This is a genomic window from Rossellomorea sp. ABR4_004 (assembly GCF_056159585.1).
The window spans coordinates 1-17,973 of the sequence record NZ_JBSWVM010000008.1; the positions used below are offsets into that span (position 1 = coordinate 1).

The 17,973-nt window shown below is 41.8% G+C and carries 15 protein-coding genes; 13 read left to right on the forward strand and 2 right to left on the reverse strand.

What is annotated here, in order from left to right; all coding sequences use genetic code 11:
• Window positions 1-657 precede the first annotated feature (657 nt).
• Together ACXAF2_RS22510 and ACXAF2_RS22515 are read left to right on the forward strand one after the other, a co-directional pair.
• On the forward strand, window positions 658-1,476 hold the full coding sequence (locus ACXAF2_RS22510) for a hypothetical protein (RefSeq protein WP_475141962.1): 819 nt from the start codon (window positions 658-660) through the stop codon (window positions 1,474-1,476).
• Between the two features lie 47 nt (window positions 1,477-1,523).
• Window positions 1,524-8,216 (forward strand): carboxypeptidase regulatory-like domain-containing protein, encoded by a 6,693-nt coding sequence (locus tag ACXAF2_RS22515; RefSeq protein ID WP_475141963.1) that lies wholly within the window; start codon window positions 1,524-1,526, stop codon window positions 8,214-8,216.
• A gap of 73 nt (window positions 8,217-8,289) precedes the next feature.
• Here ACXAF2_RS22515 and ACXAF2_RS22520 read toward each other — a convergent pair whose 3' ends face one another.
• Window positions 8,290-8,724 carry a VOC family protein gene (locus tag ACXAF2_RS22520; protein WP_475141965.1) on the reverse strand — a complete coding sequence of 145 codons (435 nt, stop codon included), beginning with the start codon at window positions 8,722-8,724 and terminating at the stop codon, window positions 8,290-8,292.
• 84 nt (window positions 8,725-8,808) lie between these two features.
• Between ACXAF2_RS22520 and ACXAF2_RS22525 the strand changes: the two genes are divergently transcribed.
• From ACXAF2_RS22525 to ACXAF2_RS22560, 8 genes are all read left to right on the forward strand, one after another.
• Window positions 8,809-9,444: an RNA polymerase sigma factor gene (locus ACXAF2_RS22525; protein WP_475141966.1), complete on the forward strand. Its 636-nt coding sequence runs from the start codon at window positions 8,809-8,811 to the stop codon at window positions 9,442-9,444.
• Between the two features lie 15 nt (window positions 9,445-9,459).
• Entirely contained in the window at window positions 9,460-9,930 is a 471-nt protein-coding gene (locus tag ACXAF2_RS22530) for a GyrI-like domain-containing protein (protein WP_475141967.1), read from the forward strand.
• Window positions 9,931-10,189: 259 nt separating this feature from the next.
• Window positions 10,190-10,840, forward strand: coding sequence for an ABC transporter permease (locus ACXAF2_RS22535; RefSeq protein WP_324748334.1), 651 nt, complete (start codon window positions 10,190-10,192; stop codon window positions 10,838-10,840).
• Between the two features lie 18 nt (window positions 10,841-10,858).
• Window positions 10,859-11,851, forward strand: coding sequence for an ABC transporter ATP-binding protein (locus ACXAF2_RS22540; RefSeq protein ID WP_475141969.1), 993 nt, complete (start codon window positions 10,859-10,861; stop codon window positions 11,849-11,851).
• A gap of 5 nt (window positions 11,852-11,856) precedes the next feature.
• Window positions 11,857-12,594: an ABC transporter permease gene (locus ACXAF2_RS22545; protein WP_475141970.1), complete on the forward strand. Its 738-nt coding sequence runs from the start codon at window positions 11,857-11,859 to the stop codon at window positions 12,592-12,594.
• Between the two features lie 24 nt (window positions 12,595-12,618).
• Complete coding sequence (locus ACXAF2_RS22550) at window positions 12,619-13,524, forward strand: glycine betaine ABC transporter substrate-binding protein (RefSeq protein WP_475141971.1); 906 nt, start codon at window positions 12,619-12,621, stop codon at window positions 13,522-13,524.
• Between the two features lie 121 nt (window positions 13,525-13,645).
• Window positions 13,646-14,047 (forward strand): VOC family protein, encoded by a 402-nt coding sequence (locus ACXAF2_RS22555; RefSeq protein ID WP_475141972.1) that lies wholly within the window; start codon window positions 13,646-13,648, stop codon window positions 14,045-14,047.
• Window positions 14,044-14,616 (forward strand): sugar O-acetyltransferase, encoded by a 573-nt coding sequence (locus ACXAF2_RS22560; RefSeq protein WP_475141974.1) that lies wholly within the window; start codon window positions 14,044-14,046, stop codon window positions 14,614-14,616. The genes ACXAF2_RS22555 and ACXAF2_RS22560 overlap by 4 nt, the downstream gene beginning before the upstream one ends.
• Window positions 14,617-14,672: 56 nt before the next feature.
• Here the strand turns inward: ACXAF2_RS22560 and ACXAF2_RS22565 are convergent, their stop codons facing one another.
• Window positions 14,673-15,326 carry a glycosyltransferase gene (locus ACXAF2_RS22565; protein WP_475141975.1) on the reverse strand — a complete coding sequence of 218 codons (654 nt, stop codon included), beginning with the start codon at window positions 15,324-15,326 and terminating at the stop codon, window positions 14,673-14,675.
• A gap of 330 nt (window positions 15,327-15,656) precedes the next feature.
• Between ACXAF2_RS22565 and ACXAF2_RS22570 the strand changes: the two genes are divergently transcribed.
• The 3 genes from ACXAF2_RS22570 (at window position 15,657) to ACXAF2_RS22580 (ending at window position 17,952) form a co-directional block, all read left to right on the forward strand.
• Window positions 15,657-15,791 (forward strand): hypothetical protein, encoded by a 135-nt coding sequence (locus ACXAF2_RS22570; RefSeq protein WP_475141977.1) that lies wholly within the window; start codon window positions 15,657-15,659, stop codon window positions 15,789-15,791.
• A gap of 298 nt (window positions 15,792-16,089) precedes the next feature.
• A complete protein-coding gene (locus ACXAF2_RS22575) occupies window positions 16,090-17,505 on the forward strand; it encodes an N-acetylmuramoyl-L-alanine amidase (protein WP_475141978.1) in 1,416 nt (471 codons plus the stop codon).
• A gap of 132 nt (window positions 17,506-17,637) precedes the next feature.
• Entirely contained in the window at window positions 17,638-17,952 is a 315-nt protein-coding gene (locus ACXAF2_RS22580; protein WP_475141980.1) for a DUF3892 domain-containing protein, read from the forward strand.
• Window positions 17,953-17,973: the final 21 nt, after the last annotated feature.

Consider the following 17,973-nt stretch of genomic DNA (forward strand, 5'->3'; position numbering starts at 1 on the left):
GTAAACCTCATTAATTGTTTATGAATGCAAAAGTTTAACGGGAAACCTGATGTTCAACTATTCAGCGATCGTGGGCTTTCATGAAATACCAAAGGATCATCCAACTTGGATGGTCCATTTTTATCTTCAGTATTATTTTCTACAATGGAATTAACAACCCTTTTAGCAGTCGTGAATAAATTTATTCACGACTGCTAAAAGCGTTGTTAAAACGGATGTTAATTTGTATGCTAAAACATTCTTTTATAGTTATAAACGTTGTCATATCAATAAAAAAAGGAGGAGCGAATGAACGTGCTAATTCCACCTCCAAACGCAATATTATTTTACGTTTTCTCCCGCTCAACCGAGCGTGTTAGATAAATAGGGAAGGGGTTTTTTATTATCATTAGGAGGAAAAGATAGACTTGGAAATTTATCATCATCAAAGTTTTTTTCGAAAATGGACCTTAGATTTTCATATCCCTATCTTTCCAATTTCACCTCATTTATGACATATCGTTCATCCGGTATGGGAATAGGACATTCCCCTTCCGTTAAGATTTCCATTATAACCATGAATCGCACAACTTCAGTAGTTTTCTAGACGTTTGGTAAGACAAAACTCCTATTTTTCAATACCATAATTAAGACCATATCATTTAAAGGAGGGTTTTTATGGCATTTCCCAGTAATGCACAATACACCCCGGTTTTAGTTGGGGGAACACCATTATTTGACGTCTTGGGAGATGAGAGTCCAGTATCGACGGATATTGTAGGAAATTCAACATTCCCTGCAGGATTCTTTGCATACGATGGTACCAATGTCTATTTCCGGTTAAGGCTGAATGGGGATCCCCGAAACAATCAGTTAACCGGCTTCAGGAATTTCTCCTGGGGGGTTTTGATCAACACAACTGGTGTGGCCGGAACGTACGATTGGCTCTTTAATGTAGATGGGTTGAATAACCGTGTGAGTTTGATTCAGAATACGGTGAAATTAGTGAATTCGTGGAATGACCCAGCTGAAGGAACTGGCGGGGGGAAACCAAATTTCGCCCAAAAGATTACCAAATTCGACTTTGCCAGGGTAACTCCTGCTGATTCCAGCATCGGTGGGGGGCAGGATTTCTTTCTTGATTGGTTCCTGCCGGCAAGCACGGTATTCTCTTTCTTAGGCATAAATGCTTCATCGGCTATTCGTGCCGTATACTTTTCATCAGCAAACGCTAACAACTTTAACAAGGATTCCTTAAGAACAAGCGAGGGTTTTTCATTCGCAAATGCTTTGACAAATCCCATCACTCCAGAACAAGCTGATATAAGAGCAAAATTGACGTCGAATAAGGTATTGAACACCGGACCACAAACAGTAGTTCTTGGCCAGCAAGCAAATTGGACCGGCTCCATTACTGTCACAAATTCCGGGCGTTCTCAAGCAACATCTGTTTTCTGGATGATATTATCGGACCCGATGTCGTTAACACTTTTGTAGTGAACTCCTCTTCACAAGGATTAACAACGTACAATTCAGTGACTAAATTGCTTACCTGGAACGTGGGGAACCTTAACCCTGGTGCCACTGCAACATTAACATTTACATTAAATGGTGCGTTCACTACAAGTGGTACACAGAATTTAGACCGGGTACAAGCTTCAGGTTTTGATACTTCATCAGGAAATGCAATACAATCAAACACATCCGTCGTCAATATCACTGTTCAGCAGACCGCCACCATCAATGGGACAATTACCGATCAATCAACAGGATTGGTACTTCCGAATACAACGGTGTCTCTTCTTCAAGGGATGAGCACAATTGCCACAACTCAATCGAACGCAAGTGGATTTTATACGTTTACGAATGTCGTACCCGGCAACTATACTGTAGAGGCTGCCAGAGCCAATTATGTCACTGGAGCAGCTAATGTAACTGCTGTAGGGGGGACTTCAACAACAGCGAATATTGCACTTATTCCTCAGCCGAGTAATGTTTCAGGAAATGTATCAAATGGCGGTCCAATAAACAATGCAACCGTACAGCTTCTAAATAATTCTGGAACCTTAGTAGATACTACAACCACAAATGTAGCAGGAAATTATTCCTTCCCAAATGTGCCCCCGGGTCTTTATAATGTTTCTGTTATGGCAGCAGGTTTCCAATCACAATCTCAATCAGTCATGACAGAACCAAATCAGGTATCTGTCGTCAATTTTACCCTGGTTGCAAATCCCGGCTCGATTTCAGGTACGGTCCGTGATTCCACCAATAATACCGCCATCCCACTTGCTAATGTAGAGTTGTTTGATTCAAATGGAGTACCCATTGCCAGCTCGACGGCAGATGGAAGTGGACAGTATACCTTTAATAATTTAGCTCCAGGAATTTATCAAGTGAGGTCTTTTGCTAACAACTATAGTACAACGACAGTATCTTCAATGGTTATTGCCGGTAATACCACAATAACGAACATTTTCCTTGAACCAAATCCCGGCTCTATTCAAGGAACGGTAGTAGACAGCGATACCTTGACAGCCATCTCAGGAGCCTCAGTACAGGCAGTGAACAGCCAAAATATCATTGTAATCTCTACAACAACAAACGGAAGCGGTCAATATTCACTTACCAGTCTTCTGCCTGGGTCATATTCTCTCATCTTTACAGCTGATGGATATGCGACCAAAAACCTCGGAGCGGTTGTTACTTCAAACACAACTACAACTGTGGATGCGTTTTTATCCAAGCTTGCTGGGGCACTTCAAGGAACAGTACTGGATCCAAATGCCGCCGGGATACCAAGTGCAACGGTTACGATATTTCAAAATAATATTCAGATTGGTTCTGTAGTAACTGATCCAAATGGTAACTACATGATCTCCGGGCTGCCACCAGGAAGCTATACGGTTGTTGCTAGTGCACCGAATTACACCACCGAAACCGTGGCAGCAATGATTGTAAACGGTCAAACCACCACGTTAAATGTAACGTTAAACGAAGATCCGGGTACTTTAACGGGGTTTGTAAGAGACACGAATAATGACCCGATTGCCGGGGGAAATGTTACGGTTCAAATCAGTACCGGGGCAGGAATCATTGTTGCTACCACTGTCACCGCACCTGACGGATCTTATACGGTTCAGAGTATTGCCCCAGGGAATTACACAGTTGTCGCAGCAGCATCTAATTTTCAGGCAGCCAGCCAAGGTGTGACGATTGTTTCAAATATGACCTCTAACGTGAACTTTAACTTGGCAGCCGATCCAGGCTCTATATCTGGAATCGTATCAAATGCCCAAACTGGCACGCCAATTGTTGGTGCTAATGTGGAAGTAAGAATTGTTGATTCAAGTGGGGCAGTCATCGCGACTGTTTTGACAGATGAAAATGGGGAATATGTTGTAAATGGATTGGCTCCAAGTATCTACACGGTCCTGGTTGCAGCACCAGATTTTCAAACCAATGCCGCTACTGTACAAGTCACTTCAAATCAGGCAGTGGATGGAAGTATCGCACTTGAACCGGATCCCGGTCAGATAACGGGGACAGTCTTAGACAGTGTCGGGAGTAACCCTATTTCTGGAGCTAGCGTCAGCATCGTGAATAGCACAGGAACATTGATTACAACGGTATTAACGGATCCAAACGGAATATTCATGGTTGAGGGACTCGCACCTGATAACTATACAGTGAACGTATTTGCAAACGACTTCCAAAACGGGACAGTGGGAGCCCAAGTTAATTCTGGACAGACAACGCCGGTTTCGGTTTCACTGGAACCAAATCCAGGAGCGATCACGGGAACCATCAGCCCTCTTGTAACGAATACAACCATTCAACTTCGGAATGTTACAAACGTATTAATCGATTCAGTCGTGCCTAATCAGGATGGAACATTTTCTTTCAATAATTTAACACCGGGAACCTACACCGTTTTAGGCTCAGCTCCTAACTATTCAACTGCCCAGGCTGGAGTTTTCGTCCTGGCGAATCAAACTTCAACCGTGGATCTAACTCTTACCCCAAACCCAGGCACAGTGTCAGGGGGCGTGACGGATAATCTCGGAAATCCACTAGTAAACGCTATTATACAAATCTTCGATCAAAATAATAGTTTAATCGGTTCAGGATTCACTGACTCATCTGGACAATATATCGTCGGAAATCTTCCAAGCGGATCATTCAATGTTGTTGTCAATTCACCAGGGTTCGGGCAGGTCATTACAGGGATCTTTCTAGAGGTCGGTCAAGATTTAAGCGATGTAAATATTTCCTTGATACCAAATCCGGGCTCCATCAACGGCCAGATCACTAATCGAACCACAGGAGAACCGATTTCAGGCGTAACTGTAATCGTCATTGATGGAAGTTCTCAAATTCCAGTCGCAACAACAACAACTTCAGTATTTGGAAACTATTCAGTAAGTGGTTTATCACCGGGCTCATATATTGTCTCAGCAACTAAAATGAATTTTACGACAGAGCAGATTGGAGCTCTTGTTAGTAGTGACACAGATACGAGAGCTGATTTGTCACTAGGGGAAAATCCTGGTACCTTGGAAGGAACTATTGAAGATACCAATGGAAATCCTATAACAGGAAATGGTATTCAAATTTCAGTATACAATGAAAACAATGTATTGGTAGTTGCATTTCTAGCCAATTCAGACGGCACTTACACTGTTCCATCTCTCTCACCGGGTACCTACTTCATTACAGCTACGGCGCAGAACTATTCTTCCTCAACCGTTTCAGCAATCGTAGAATCCAATCAAACTACCACTGTAACAAACGTATTAGCTGCAAATCCAGTCATGTTAACCGTTCAAGTCCTGAATGAAAATACTGCGAATCCAATCCAAGGAGCAACGGTAACGGTCAGGCACGCCAATAACATTCCAATTGCAACAGGAATTACAGATGAAAGTGGATTTGTCACGTTTTTCTCTTTACCAACAGGCACATTGAATATCACAGCAGATGCATCTTCGTTTGGAACAGATACGAAGTCTGTTATCGGGGGCCCGGGGGATATTCTATTTGAATCCCTGAATCTGGCGCAAAATCCTGGTCAACTCCAAGGGTTCATTTCAAATCTTACTAACGGAAATGCCATCCCTAACGCTGTCATTCAACTTTACGATTTCACGAATGTTCTCGTCCAAACCACCTTATCTAATCAAAATGGAGAATATACCTTCTCCGGAGTCACTCCTGGAGTGTACACAGTCATTGCAAATGCAACAGATTTTGGGCCGGAGACGGCTGGTGCCATCGTAGAATCCAATCAAACCAGTTTACTCAGCTTTGCATTAAGTCCAAACCCGGGTATCGTACAAGGATTTGTCCGTGACTCGATTACGCTTAATCCGATTACAGGTGCAACCGTCGAAGTCAGGGAGCTTTCCGGATCGGGTCCAATCATTTTTACTACGATTACGGATTCGAGTGGTTTTTTCCAGACAACCACGTTATCACCATTAGTGTATGTGTTGGTTGGAAGCAGCCCTGATTTTGGCTCAAGCGCTGTATCGGCAGAAGTGATGAGTGGGGGGGTTACTGAAATTGAGATTCTTCTTACGCCAAATCCGGGGTCCCTTGTCGGGACGGCTAGAGATGCTGCGACCTTACAACCGTTGACAGATACATTAATCAGGGTCATCGACAACCAGGGAACAATAGTAGCGACCGTACAAACCTCTGTTGACGGAACATATCTTATCGAAGGTCTGGCTCAGGGAAGCTATTCAGTATCCGCCATTAACCCTGACTATCAATTGGAAATTGTTCAAACAAACATTCAGCCTAATTCAACGACATTCTTAGACTTTAATCTTCAGGGCAATCCCGCGACTCTTAGTGGGAACATCGTTGATGCATTCGATCAGTCCCCTTTAACCGGTGTAATTGTTGAAGTTTATTTAAGTGGAACCGACATTCTGGTGAGACGGGTCCTTACTGACGAAAACGGAAGCTATTTAATCGAAGGACTGCAGCAAGGAACCTTTGACGTGAAAGCTCAGCTTCAAGATTACGCCATAAATGTGAATACCGTATTTATATCATCTGGTGATAGTGAAGTGCTGAATGTTGAACTTGTTCCATTCCCTGCAATGGTTCAAGGAACGATTCGAGATGCAGACACACTTGAGCCACTTAGCGGTGCGCTTGTACAGGTGGTCATACCAAATACCGACATCGTTGTTGGAAGCATCATTACATCCAGTGACGGTACGTATTCAATCGGTAATTTACCACAGGGAAGCTATAATGTAGTCATTTCAGCAGACGGCTATGCCACTGAGGTTGTACCGGTCATCCTTGCTCCAAGTGGCACAGAAACGGTGAATGCGAATCTTGACCCGAATCCAGCGAGCATTTCAGGCGAAGTATTAAATGCTCAATCGGCTGCCGGGATACAAGGTGCGTTAGTGAGAGTTTTTAACTCTGACGGCGTGTTTATAACAAGCATTTTAACCGATGAAAATGGTTTCTACACAATTTCCGGCTTGGCAGCAGGTCAATACACTGTTATTGCGAGTGCACCCGGTTTTGCAGATGGCGTTAACATCGTTACGCTATCACCAGGTGAAACCGAATCACTGAATTTCAGCTTATCAAACCAAACCGCAACTTTAAGAGGAATTGTACGTGATAACGTGAACAATCAACCGCTTCAATCCGCTCTTGTTCAAGTTTTCAGAATAGGTACAGCGATCCCAATTGCCTCTGTCCTTACCAATGGCTCAGGTGAGTATGTGATTGAGGGGTTAGATCCTAGAGAATATCGAGTCGTCTTTTCAGCTGATGGGTACGCAAGTGAAGTCTTCAGGATTATCCTCAGCAATGGTGGAGACCGGACACTTAACGTGAATCTACTGCGTCAGCCAGCCACCATTGCAGGTAATGTAACCGATGCGACAACAGGACTGCCGATCCAAAGTGCCGGCGTCATTACGGTGATCAGTGGAAGTGGAATCGTAGTAGCGTCCACCTTGACGGACCAAGAAGGAAATTATATCTTAACTGGTCTGGCACCTGGTGATTTCAATGTGATCTTCTCAGCTGATGGATACGTCAGGTCGACGTTCATGATCACATTAAGCCCAAATGAAACAGCCGTCCTCAATGCCGCTTTAGAACCTAATCCAGCTACCATTACGGGAAATGTACGAGACGCGAATACGCTCGATCCAATTGAGAACGCAATCATCCAAGTATTCACACTCGATGGAATATTACTGGGAGTTACCCTTACAGATATGAATGGTAATTACACCATTTCTGGTTTGCCTGATGGAACAGTCGTACTGGTCGTGCGTGCACAGGGATATCAAAGTCAAATGCAAAATATCACTGTGACGAGAGGGAACACGAAGACAGTCAATTTCTTATTAGAGGATAATCCTTCAAGCATAAGTGGGATCGTCACTGACATTCGAACCGGCGAACCCATTTCCCAAGTACTTGTTCAAATCTTCCCGATAGGTTCCGATGTTCCGGTTCGTTCTACCTTAACTGATCCAAATGGATTCTATATCCTAACGGGATTACCTGCAGGAACATATGTGATTCGATTCACTGCAGAAGGTTACCCGGTCAAAGAGATTTCCATCGTACTTGGAGAAGGCGAAAACCTCCAGTTGAACGTTCAATTAGGAGAAGAAGCCCCACCTCCGCCACCAGGGAGTATAAGACCTGAATGCATCTCTGTAGAAAAAGTGTATGACTGGATCATCGCAACCCACAACACCACTCAATCCGTCAGTCTATCACCTGTTTGCAGGGCGTTCGTTGATGAACTCTTGGCAGGAGGAGATGGAATAAACATTAAGTGTCAGCTTAGTCCAAACACCGAACCGAGATGCTTGCTCATTTCGTTCGAAACAGGAACACCGGGTTATGTAGTGATTCGGGGGCAAGCTGTGGTGCTTGTGACCATCCAATCCTTATTCAATGAAGAAGATTTCTGCACCATGGAAGTACCAATCTTCTTTGATAAGAAAATAGCCGTATGCTTACCGGAAGGAATGGACGCAAGAAATGTGAACTGCTCTCTTATGGATATCAAGTGTCGTGAGAAAGAGGGAAGCCTCACACGCGAACAAGTGAAACTTCAACTCATCGCATGCCTGGAAATAGAAATACTTCATCCAGTCGTTCTAGAAGTGTTAGGAACTTTCTGTACACCAAGGACCATTGTCAAGCGTGTGGTAGAAGAAAAAGATATGTGTTAATAAAAAAAAGAGGTGCGCTTCAGTGGAGAGCACCTCTTATTATATGCGAATGATGAAAGAGGAATCAGTAACGTTACATTCCTTTTTTTGTTTCTTGAGCTTTTCTAATATTTTCTCGATGGAAGGGAGAATCTTCTTGTTCATTTACGACACTAAAGGGATTGTTGTCTAAATCAAAGAAATCAAACCCTTTCATCCCACCAAAGTCTTCAATAGGGGTAGTGACTACACCTGAACTCATCAACTTTTCATGCACAGCCTCGATATTGTCCACTATAAAATTGAAGTACACATTTTTCTTTTTGCCACTGATGACAAATTCAGTAGGTTGAGGGGAGTCCACCTGAACCAATCCTATTTGAGTGTCACTATTAGGAAAATAAAATCCTGCACCACCATCCCAAGTATCGATCTTTCTCATACCTAAATTCTCTTCATACCATTTCATCGATTCTTCCATGTTTGTCACTGGGATAAATATACTACCGACTTTAAACAAAACATTCACTCCTCCTATTTGGAATTCCTTGGTATAACGATTATACTAGAATGAAAGTTACATATGTTTTAAAATTTTTTTGAAAGGAAGAAAATGTTGATATTTGAGGAACTGGAAACTACGATTTTAAAACTATATAAGTATTGTGTGAAGCTATCTGGTTCTACTCCAGAAGCAGAAGACCTTGTTCAGGAGACTCTTTTGAAAGCGTACAGATTGATCAAATCAGATCTGGAACGAAACTTATCCATGTCCTTCCTCTATACCATCGCCAAAAACCTTTTTATCGATGGGAAAAGAAAAAGCAAAGATGTGATTTATTTTCATGAAGAGTATCATTTCGAATCACATGACTTTACCGAGTATGACTCTCTGTTGGAATGTCTATTTACAGTGTTACCCCTTAAGCAAGCTATGCTTCTCACATTGAAAGACGTGTTTGGCTACTCATCTAAAGAAATCGCCTCAGTGCTTCGAGTCAGCGATTCATCGGTCAAGACCGCTCTTCACCGTGCCAGGAATAGAATAGTGAAGGGTGCTCCATTTGCAAACTCTGATAAACAACTCCTGGTTGAAATAACAAACTCTATTAAGGAATCAAATACATTACGATTATTTCAATATTATCGACTACTTGAAACCAAGAATTACAGTGCCTCGAGAAAATCAGTGAATACTATTAGCTATGTTGTTGATCCAGATGGAAATGTGTTAGAAATCATCACTTAAGGAGGTATAATTATGATGTCGAGTAACATAAAAGTGAAGAAAATTGGTGAATTGAAATTAATAGGTTTTCGAGTCGTATGCCCCGGTGACCAGTACATAATAGAGATTCCAAAAGCTGCTTATGAGTTAAAAGAAAGGGTTCATGAGATTCAGCATCTTATAAATAAGCAGGTTCAATTTGGTGCGTTCATTGCAGAGGACACTACTGGCGACTTGGATGGATACTGGGTAGGGATGGAAGTGGAGAGGATAGACGTTATTCCCCCTGGCATGGTGTCATTAACGGTTCCGCCACAAACTTATTTAAGTACCATTTATCATGGGGCGAATGATGGAATTAGAGATGCATATCGTGACATGCATGAATGGGCAGAGATAAACGGATATGAAAGACGTAGAGATCTATGGCACGTAGAGAAATTTTATCGTTTTGATAGTGGCGAACAGGTAGAAGTGGAATTGTTGGATACAGTTGAATCGAAGTGATTGGATGGCCTACACAATTAGCTGTATCAATTACCCTCCACACCTCTCATTACACCTGTTGAGTCAACAAAATTCACTGCCCAAACTTAACCTCTTCCACCACTATTTTCCGACATAATGTTTCAAAATTCCACAAACGGGGTAAAGGAATGTTGGCGCAATTATACGGTAATACTAAATCCGTGGGTCGTCAGGACTAGAATAGATCCTGGACGGTTTTTTTTTGCCCAAAATACATAAATAAAGGAGGGTGTAAACTGTGGAGAAATGGATGAAGTTTCTGGAGGTTAATGCACCTCGAATTCTTGATTTGACGATTGAGCATGCAGTGCTCGTGGGACTTGCGATTATCGTTGCCCTTTTAATCGGGATACCTTTAGGGATATATTTAACAACCAATGATTATTTGGCGGAGACCGTGCTGCAGATTGCGTCGGTTATGCTGACTATTCCCAGCATTGCCTTATTTGGAGTGATGATTCCGATTTTTTCAATCATCAACCAGGGAATAGGATTTGTTCCGGCCTTTGTGGCATTGGTTCTCTATTCGCAGCTTCCTATTATACGGAATACATATACAGCGATTCGAAATGTGAGTCCTGAGATGCGTGATGCGGCGAAGGGGGTCGGGATGAAGACTCATCAACGTCTGCTGCGAGTTGAAATTCCAAATGCATTCCCTGTTATCATGGCCGGGATCAGAACAGCCGTCGTCTTAAACATAGGAATCGGTGTAATTGCAGCTTATATCGGAGCTGGTGGCCTTGGAGTCCTGATTACTCAAGGAATTTCAAGAGGAGACAATTATTTAATTATCAGTGGATCTGTAGCAGTGGCGATATTGGCGATGATTGCAGATGCAATCCTTTTATGGATTCAAAAGCGTTACACACCAAAAAGCATTGCATAAAGTGGAAGGGGTGAAGAGATGATCACATTTGATCATACAACAAAGACTTACGAAGGCGATGTGACAGCGGTTAAAGGTGTCGACTTTACCGTTGAGAAAGGTCACATAGTCGTATTATTAGGTCCATCAGGGTGTGGGAAAACCACCTTATTGCGAATGGTGAACAGGCTGGAATCGATTACAGGCGGAAAAATCATCATAGACGGGCAGGACTCAATGGACTTAAATCAAATTGAATTGCGTAGAAAAATCGGGTACGTCATTCAAAGTAACGGACTGTTCCCTAATATGACGATCGAGGAAAACGTTATGATTGTTCCCGACATGTTAGGTTGGAGCAAGAAGAAAAAGAAAGATAGGTTCAATAAGCTGATGGAAATGATTGGACTTAGCGGAGATAAATTCGGTAGGAGATATCCACATGAGTTATCCGGAGGTCAACAGCAAAGAATTGGTGTTATTCGTGCGCTGGCAGCAGATCCTCCAGTAATGTTGATGGACGAACCGTTTGGGGCACTTGATCCAATCATTCGTGAAAAAATACAGGATGAATTTCTGCAGATACAGCGTGAAGTGAAGAAAACGATTCTTTTTGTGAGTCATGATATCGATGAAGCGATTAAAATGGCTGATAAAATTGTTCTATTGCGTGGAGGAGAAATCATGCAGTACGACACTCCATCAGAAATGCTCGTCCGTCCCAAAAGTGATTTTGTATATGAGTTCTTTGGGAAAGATCGTGCCATCAAAAGTTTAAGTTTACATACGATTGAAAGCTTGAAGAACATTATAGGCTTAGCTGACTTTGATGAATCCATTCCTGATACGAAAACGATCAATATTCATCATGATCTTCGAAACACCTTGTCAATGCTTTTAAATCAGGAAGCTGACCAGGTCATCGTGACGGATGACTCAGGTATTAAACAAGGGGCCATTACGATTGATCTTGTACAAAAATATCTACATTATGAGATCAAAGGAAAAACGAACCTGGTTCAGAAAGGATGAATCCTGTGAATACAAAAAAGGTTGTCAGTAATGTCGTTCGGTATTTCGTATATGCACTGGTCATCCTTTTCTTTGCCTGGGCTATTAAAAATCAATACTTCGATTATATGTTCAGTCAATCGAAGACATTTCTCCTTTTATTGAAGCAGCATTTGCAGCTGGTATTTGTTTCTTCCATTTTAGCACTTATAGTTGCGGTACCAGCTGGAATTTTGATTACAAGGAAGCAGTTCAGGCGAGCAGAGTGGATCGTGTCGAACACCGTGAACTTTGGCCAAACGATTCCGAGTTTAGCGGTTCTTGCACTCATGATCAGTATATTAGGAATCGGTTTTAAAACAGCCATTTTTGCACTGTTTATTTATTCCCTTTTACCGATTTACAGAAATACAGTTGCTGGAATTGACTCGATTGATGAAAATCTTATTGATGCTGCCAGAGGAATGGGGATGAAGCCGTATCAAATCCTCCTCCGTATTGAATTACCCAATGCAGCATATTCAATCCTTGCTGGTATCCGAACAGCGGTCGTATTGAACATCGGAACAGCTGCCCTGGCTTATGTCGTCGGTGGTGGAGGATTAGGTGTATGGATTTTTACAGGTATTCAATTGTTCGATAATGGATACTTAATCTCAGGTGCCATACCTGTAACGATACTAGCGATACTGGTAGATTTACTACTGCGATTGGTGGAGAGAATCGTCGTTCCAAAAGGTACAAAACAAACATTAGGAATGTAATTCATAAAGCAGGAGGTGACGATCGTGAAACGGAATTCAAAGTGGATAGGGATTCTCATCCTGACTCTTATGCTGTGCGCCTGTTCCAACGCAGGAATAGGAGGCAAACAAATATCTGTTGGGGGAAAGAACTTTACAGAACAATATCTTCTTTCAGAGATGACCGCTTTTCTATTAAAGGAAGAGGGTTTTAAAGTAAAGCAAATGAACAACCTGGGAAGTACGGTTGTTCGTAAAGCATTGGAAAACGAGCAGGTGGATATGATGTGGGAATACACGGGAACGGCCCTTATTACATATATGGGACAAGAACCGATGTCAGACCCCGAAGAGACCTTTCAAAAAGTGAAAGAGCTTGATGCGAAAAGGGGCATTCATTGGATGAATATGTCCAATGTGAATAACACATACGCACTAGCCATGAATAAGGATCAGGCAAAAGAATTGGGTATTGTATCAATCAGTGATCTGGCTGATTATGTGAATAACAATCCTGGAGAATTAACAATGGCGTCTGATGCAGAATTCGCGAATCGTCCGGACGGTCTTCCCGGAGTAGAGGAATTGTATGGTTTCAAATTCGGTTCCGGACAGATCAAACAGATGGATCTCGGCCTGACGCAAAGAGCACTGAATAACCGCCAAGTCGATGTTTCGGTTGCCTTTGAGACTGATGCAACGATTGTAGATTATGACCTGGTGACGTTGAAGGACGATAAGAAATTCTTTCCACCGTACCAGGCAGCCGTCAGCATAAATAAAAACGTTTATGAAAAATACCCGGAAATCAAAGACATTACGGCTAAATTAGCCGATAAACTTAACAGTGATATTATGCGGGAGCTAAATTATAAAGTGGATATCGAAGGGAATAGTGTATCCGTTGTCGCGCATGACTGGCTTGTTGAGAATGAACTGATTGAGGAATAAGCGAGGACTGAATCTTAGCGGATTCAGTCTTTTTCTATGGAATCGATAAATTTTTTTATATAGGAAAATTAATATTTTCATCGAAATAGTAAACTAGAAGACAAAAAGGAGTTGAGGTTAAATGAACAGAGATCAGAAAATCACAACATTTTTCATGTTTAACGGAAAGGCGGAAGAAGCGATGACTTTTTATTCATCGATCTTTGAGGATTCAGAGATTATGAATATGATGCATCACGAAGATGGCACCGTTTTGCATGCGAGCTTCATGTTAAAAGGACAAACCTATATGGCAATCGATAATGTGAATAGGGACGATCATCCATTTTCACCTGCCATGTCTTTATTTGTAGCGTGTGATTCGGAAGAAGAAATCGACCGCGTGTATGATAAACTATCTGTAGGCGGGACTGTGCTTATGCCCTTGGAGGAGTCTCCCTTTAGTGAGAAATTTGCCTGGGTAGAGGACAGGTTCGGCGTGTCCTGGCAGTTGAATTTATCAAAGATGGAGGAAGACATATGAAAACTGAAAAACAGAAAATGCTTGATGGTGAACTGTATGAACCATGGGATCCCCAGTTAATGAAAGAGCGAAAAGAAGCACGCTATTTAACTCGAAAGCTTAATCAAACGACAGAAGAAGACGACGCGGCAAGGGTGGATGCCATAAAAAGGTTGTTCGGATCTACAGGGGATAACGTATATTTAGAGCCTGACTTCAGATGTGATTATGGATATAACATTCACGTCGGAAATCATTTCTTCGCTAATTTTAACTGTGTGATATTAGATGTGTGTGAAGTCCGCTTCGGTGAAAATTGTATGCTCGCACCTGGAGTACATATTTACACAGCGACTCATCCAGTGGATCCGGTTGAGCGAAACAAAGGACCGGAATTTGGGAAGCCTGTCAAAATCGGAGACAACTGCTGGATCGGTGGAGGCGCAATTATCAATCCCGGAGTGACGATTGGTGATAATGTGGTTATTGCTTCTGGTGCAGTTGTGACAAAGAATGTCCCGTCTAATGTAGTGGTGGGTGGAAATCCTGCCAGCATCATCAAGGAGATCGACTTGGAAGGTAAGGGATAGAGCGTATTTTTACATATAAGAGAAAAAGCAGCTGGAGTCAATCCCAGCTGCTTTAATTAAAACTTCTCCGGAAACTGCTTTACTATTCCAGCTGATAAGACATCAGACAGGTGAAGAATATGGGCTTTCCCTTTATCGAAGCTTGCAATGTTTCCTTTCCAGTTTTTCTTTATTCGTGCGACTGCTTCATCGGTGACGAATTGCAAGTGCATATATAACAGGTCTTTTAGCGCTTTTTCAGACCAGTAAGGATTTGCTTTTGCTAAAAATGCTGCAATATCATCTGCATTTCGATACCATTCTTTGTTTAATTTCTCCACCTCTGCTTGCTTTCCGTTTTTTGCGGCATCGACGATTTTTCCTGCCAATACAATATGCTCGGTTAACAAATCAGCCAGCATATTACCGGCCTTTTCACCGTAAAAAGGTTTGATTGCGTTCCCGATGTCTTTTTGATTTTGAAGTAATCTTGCAAGGACCACATCCTGATCCTCTAATCCATCAACGGCGCTAATGATATAATTACGAGTATAGATGACATGATCGGTCCATAAAATTCTCATGTCTTCTTTTGCTTTCACGTTGGCTTCACTTACACATTCAGCCTGCTTAGCTTCAGCTGAAGTACTGAGAACAGGTAAGAAAGAAAGTGTTATCATCAAAACCACCATAAGAATTCCAATCTTTTTCACTAAAACTCCTCCATTCATTTGGCTTTCGCCTCTTATTATTCGCTTCTGTTCAACATTCAATCATAAAATACTTTTTGGTAAAATGTGCTAATTGAATTGAAGTGGAAATTTACGAAAAATCAGATGTCACCTATTATTCGGCGGTGAAGAGATGACCAATTTTAGGCTGAATGAGGGTGGGAGGTAAGTAGTTTGGTAACGAATTTCTCTCTTCTTTAAGGGAAGCCATAAAACTTGAGAAGGGCTTTATTCTTGTTAAAAAAAGGCTGTCCAATTTTCTAGAAAACTCGTTGCTTGTCCTCACCTTCCGTTCACTTTCGGCATAAAGTATTCTATGGAGGTGATGCATTGGCAAGAAAATTACAAATGTATCTTTTCAGCAGTCCAACAGTAACTCACTCTAAGTATGACTTGGGATCTCCTTCTCTCTCAAATATGTACGTTGCTCAGTTTGGGGCTACTCTTCGACTCCTGACTCAGTAAAAGAACAATGGTTATAAGATCAACAGTTCATACTGAAAAAAATGAAGCGAGCATCAGTATGAACCTCCGCCGGACAATTGATACAAAATGATGAATAAGAACGAGAGTAAAGAAATAGAATAAAAACACCTATAAGAAAGTTTCCTCCATAAAAATAGAATCGTGCATAAAAAATGTTCCCTTCACTACAGGGAACATTTTTTCGTATTATCCAAGAGGAGAAAGCAGGTAAAGTCCAAGCAGGCTTGTCCATATGTGAATATAGTACTATATGTCATACTCTTAGGAGGAAATAATATTGAAAACTATAATGATTGATCCTGGTCATGGAGGTACTGATCCAGGTGCTGTTTACAATGGAAATGAAGAAAAAACCTTCAATCTCTTAACGGCCTTTATTATAAGAAACTATTTGTTGAAAAACTACAATGTGACTATTTTGATGACGAGAACTGGAAATGAAACGCTTTCTTTAACAGAAAGATCAAACTTTGCCAACCGTACGAATCCTGATTTCTACTTGTCCATCCATCATAATGCTGGGGGTGGAACGGGATTTGAGAGCTATGTGTACAATGGCAGTGTTCCTTCCCAGACGATTACCTATCAGAAAATCATTCACGATGAAGTGACATCAGCTATAAAATCATCTTATAAAGTGATTGATAGAGGGAAAAAGAAAGCGAATTTTCATGTATTACGTGAAACGAACATGTCTTCACTTCTACTGGAGATTCTATTTATTGATAATCCAAAGGATATTGCGTTGATGAACAACGCCACATTTAGAAACACTGTAGGAGTGGCAATCGCTAGGGGTGTTGCAAAGGCTTTAGGTTTACCTGCGAAAATAGTGAATGAGAAAGAACTTTTCAAAGTGATTGCCGGTTCATTTACGAAGCGTGAAAATGCTGAAGACCGGGTAAATGAATTGAAAAGAAAAGGTGTGAATTCTTTTATTGATACTGTGGTGGTCTTGGATAAAACGTATTACAGGGTCCAAACTGGTGCTTATGCAGAAAGAGTGAACGCAGAAGAACAAGTGGCCACACTTAAAAAAATGGGAATTGAAGCATTTATTTTCGTAAGAGTTGACGATGATGACCCCAAGCCGCCTGTACCGCCTCCAACTGATCCGCCAAAACCGACACAGCCGCCTAAGCCGCCGGGAATACAGTATTCGATTCTGGGTGCATCTGCATTACGAGCTGGACAATTGGATGACTTTGTGAAAACAATTAACCCGGATGCCCCACTGTTAGGGGGATTCTATCTCTTTTACGGGAAACTTTATGGAATCAGAGGAGACGTAGCTTACGCTCAAGCTATACATGAAACCAATTATTTCAGATTCACAGGACAAGTCAATCCAAATCAAAATAACTATGCAGGGATTGGTACTACCGGTCCTGGTAATGACGGAGCATCATTTAAGACTCCAGAAGAAGGGGTTCTTGCTCATATTCAGCATCTGTACGCGTATTCTTCAACTGATCCAATTCCACAAGGACAATCACTTGTCGATCCCCGTTTTTCATTAGTCACAAGAGGGAGCGCCAAAAACTGGACAGACTTGAACGGAAAATGGGCAGTACCGGGGACAACATATGGACAAAGCATCCTTTCTGTTTATAAAAGAAACATCCAAGATGCGATGAAAGCTATAGAGGAACAAAAAATTGTGTTAAATGATACTCTTGAGAAACTGAAATGATGATAGTGGAGTGCCGTGATGGATGGCACTCTTTTTTAGAGTGGAAGAGGAAGCAGTGTATATTAGTCTTTTTTTTATCATAATCCTGTGCTCCAGGGCTAATACTAAACGTATGTTCGGGAGGTGAACCAGATGGAAAAGAAGAGCTTTGAACAGGTTTATGAAGAATACAAGAAGCAAGGTGAATTTCAAGCTAAAGTAGAAATGGCTCAGGAGATTGCAACTGGCGCAGAACAGATTGTAGCCGTTCGCCGAAATGAGGATGACGATCTCATCGCTTTTAAAACCGAAAGTGGGAGGGAGTTGGATTATATCACTGCACTGGAAGAAGCAAAGTCAGGAAAACTGGCTCATGTCGATGTGATTCATCGGTATGGCAGAGATGTTCTTCGAAGTGAACCCGACGGCTTAAAAGAGAATAATCTTAGTGAACTCCCTTCTTTTTAAGTAGAAAAAACCGAGCCTAAT

Coding starts and splice junctions, on each gene's coding strand:
- ACXAF2_RS22580 (WP_475141980.1), top strand. CDS start 17,638: ATGGAAAAGAAGAGCTTTGAACAGGTTTATGAAGAATACAAGAAGCAA.
- ACXAF2_RS22530 (WP_475141967.1), top strand. CDS start 9,460: ATGTCGAGTAACATAAAAGTGAAGAAAATTGGTGAATTGAAATTAATA.
- ACXAF2_RS22565 (WP_475141975.1), bottom strand. CDS start 15,326: ATGAATGGAGGAGTTTTAGTGAAAAAGATTGGAATTCTTATGGTGGTT.
- ACXAF2_RS22540 (WP_475141969.1), top strand. CDS start 10,859: ATGATCACATTTGATCATACAACAAAGACTTACGAAGGCGATGTGACA.
- ACXAF2_RS22555 (WP_475141972.1), top strand. CDS start 13,646: ATGAACAGAGATCAGAAAATCACAACATTTTTCATGTTTAACGGAAAG.
- ACXAF2_RS22560 (WP_475141974.1), top strand. CDS start 14,044: ATGAAAACTGAAAAACAGAAAATGCTTGATGGTGAACTGTATGAACCA.
- ACXAF2_RS22525 (WP_475141966.1), top strand. CDS start 8,809: ATGTTGATATTTGAGGAACTGGAAACTACGATTTTAAAACTATATAAG.
- ACXAF2_RS22510 (WP_475141962.1), top strand. CDS start 658: ATGGCATTTCCCAGTAATGCACAATACACCCCGGTTTTAGTTGGGGGA.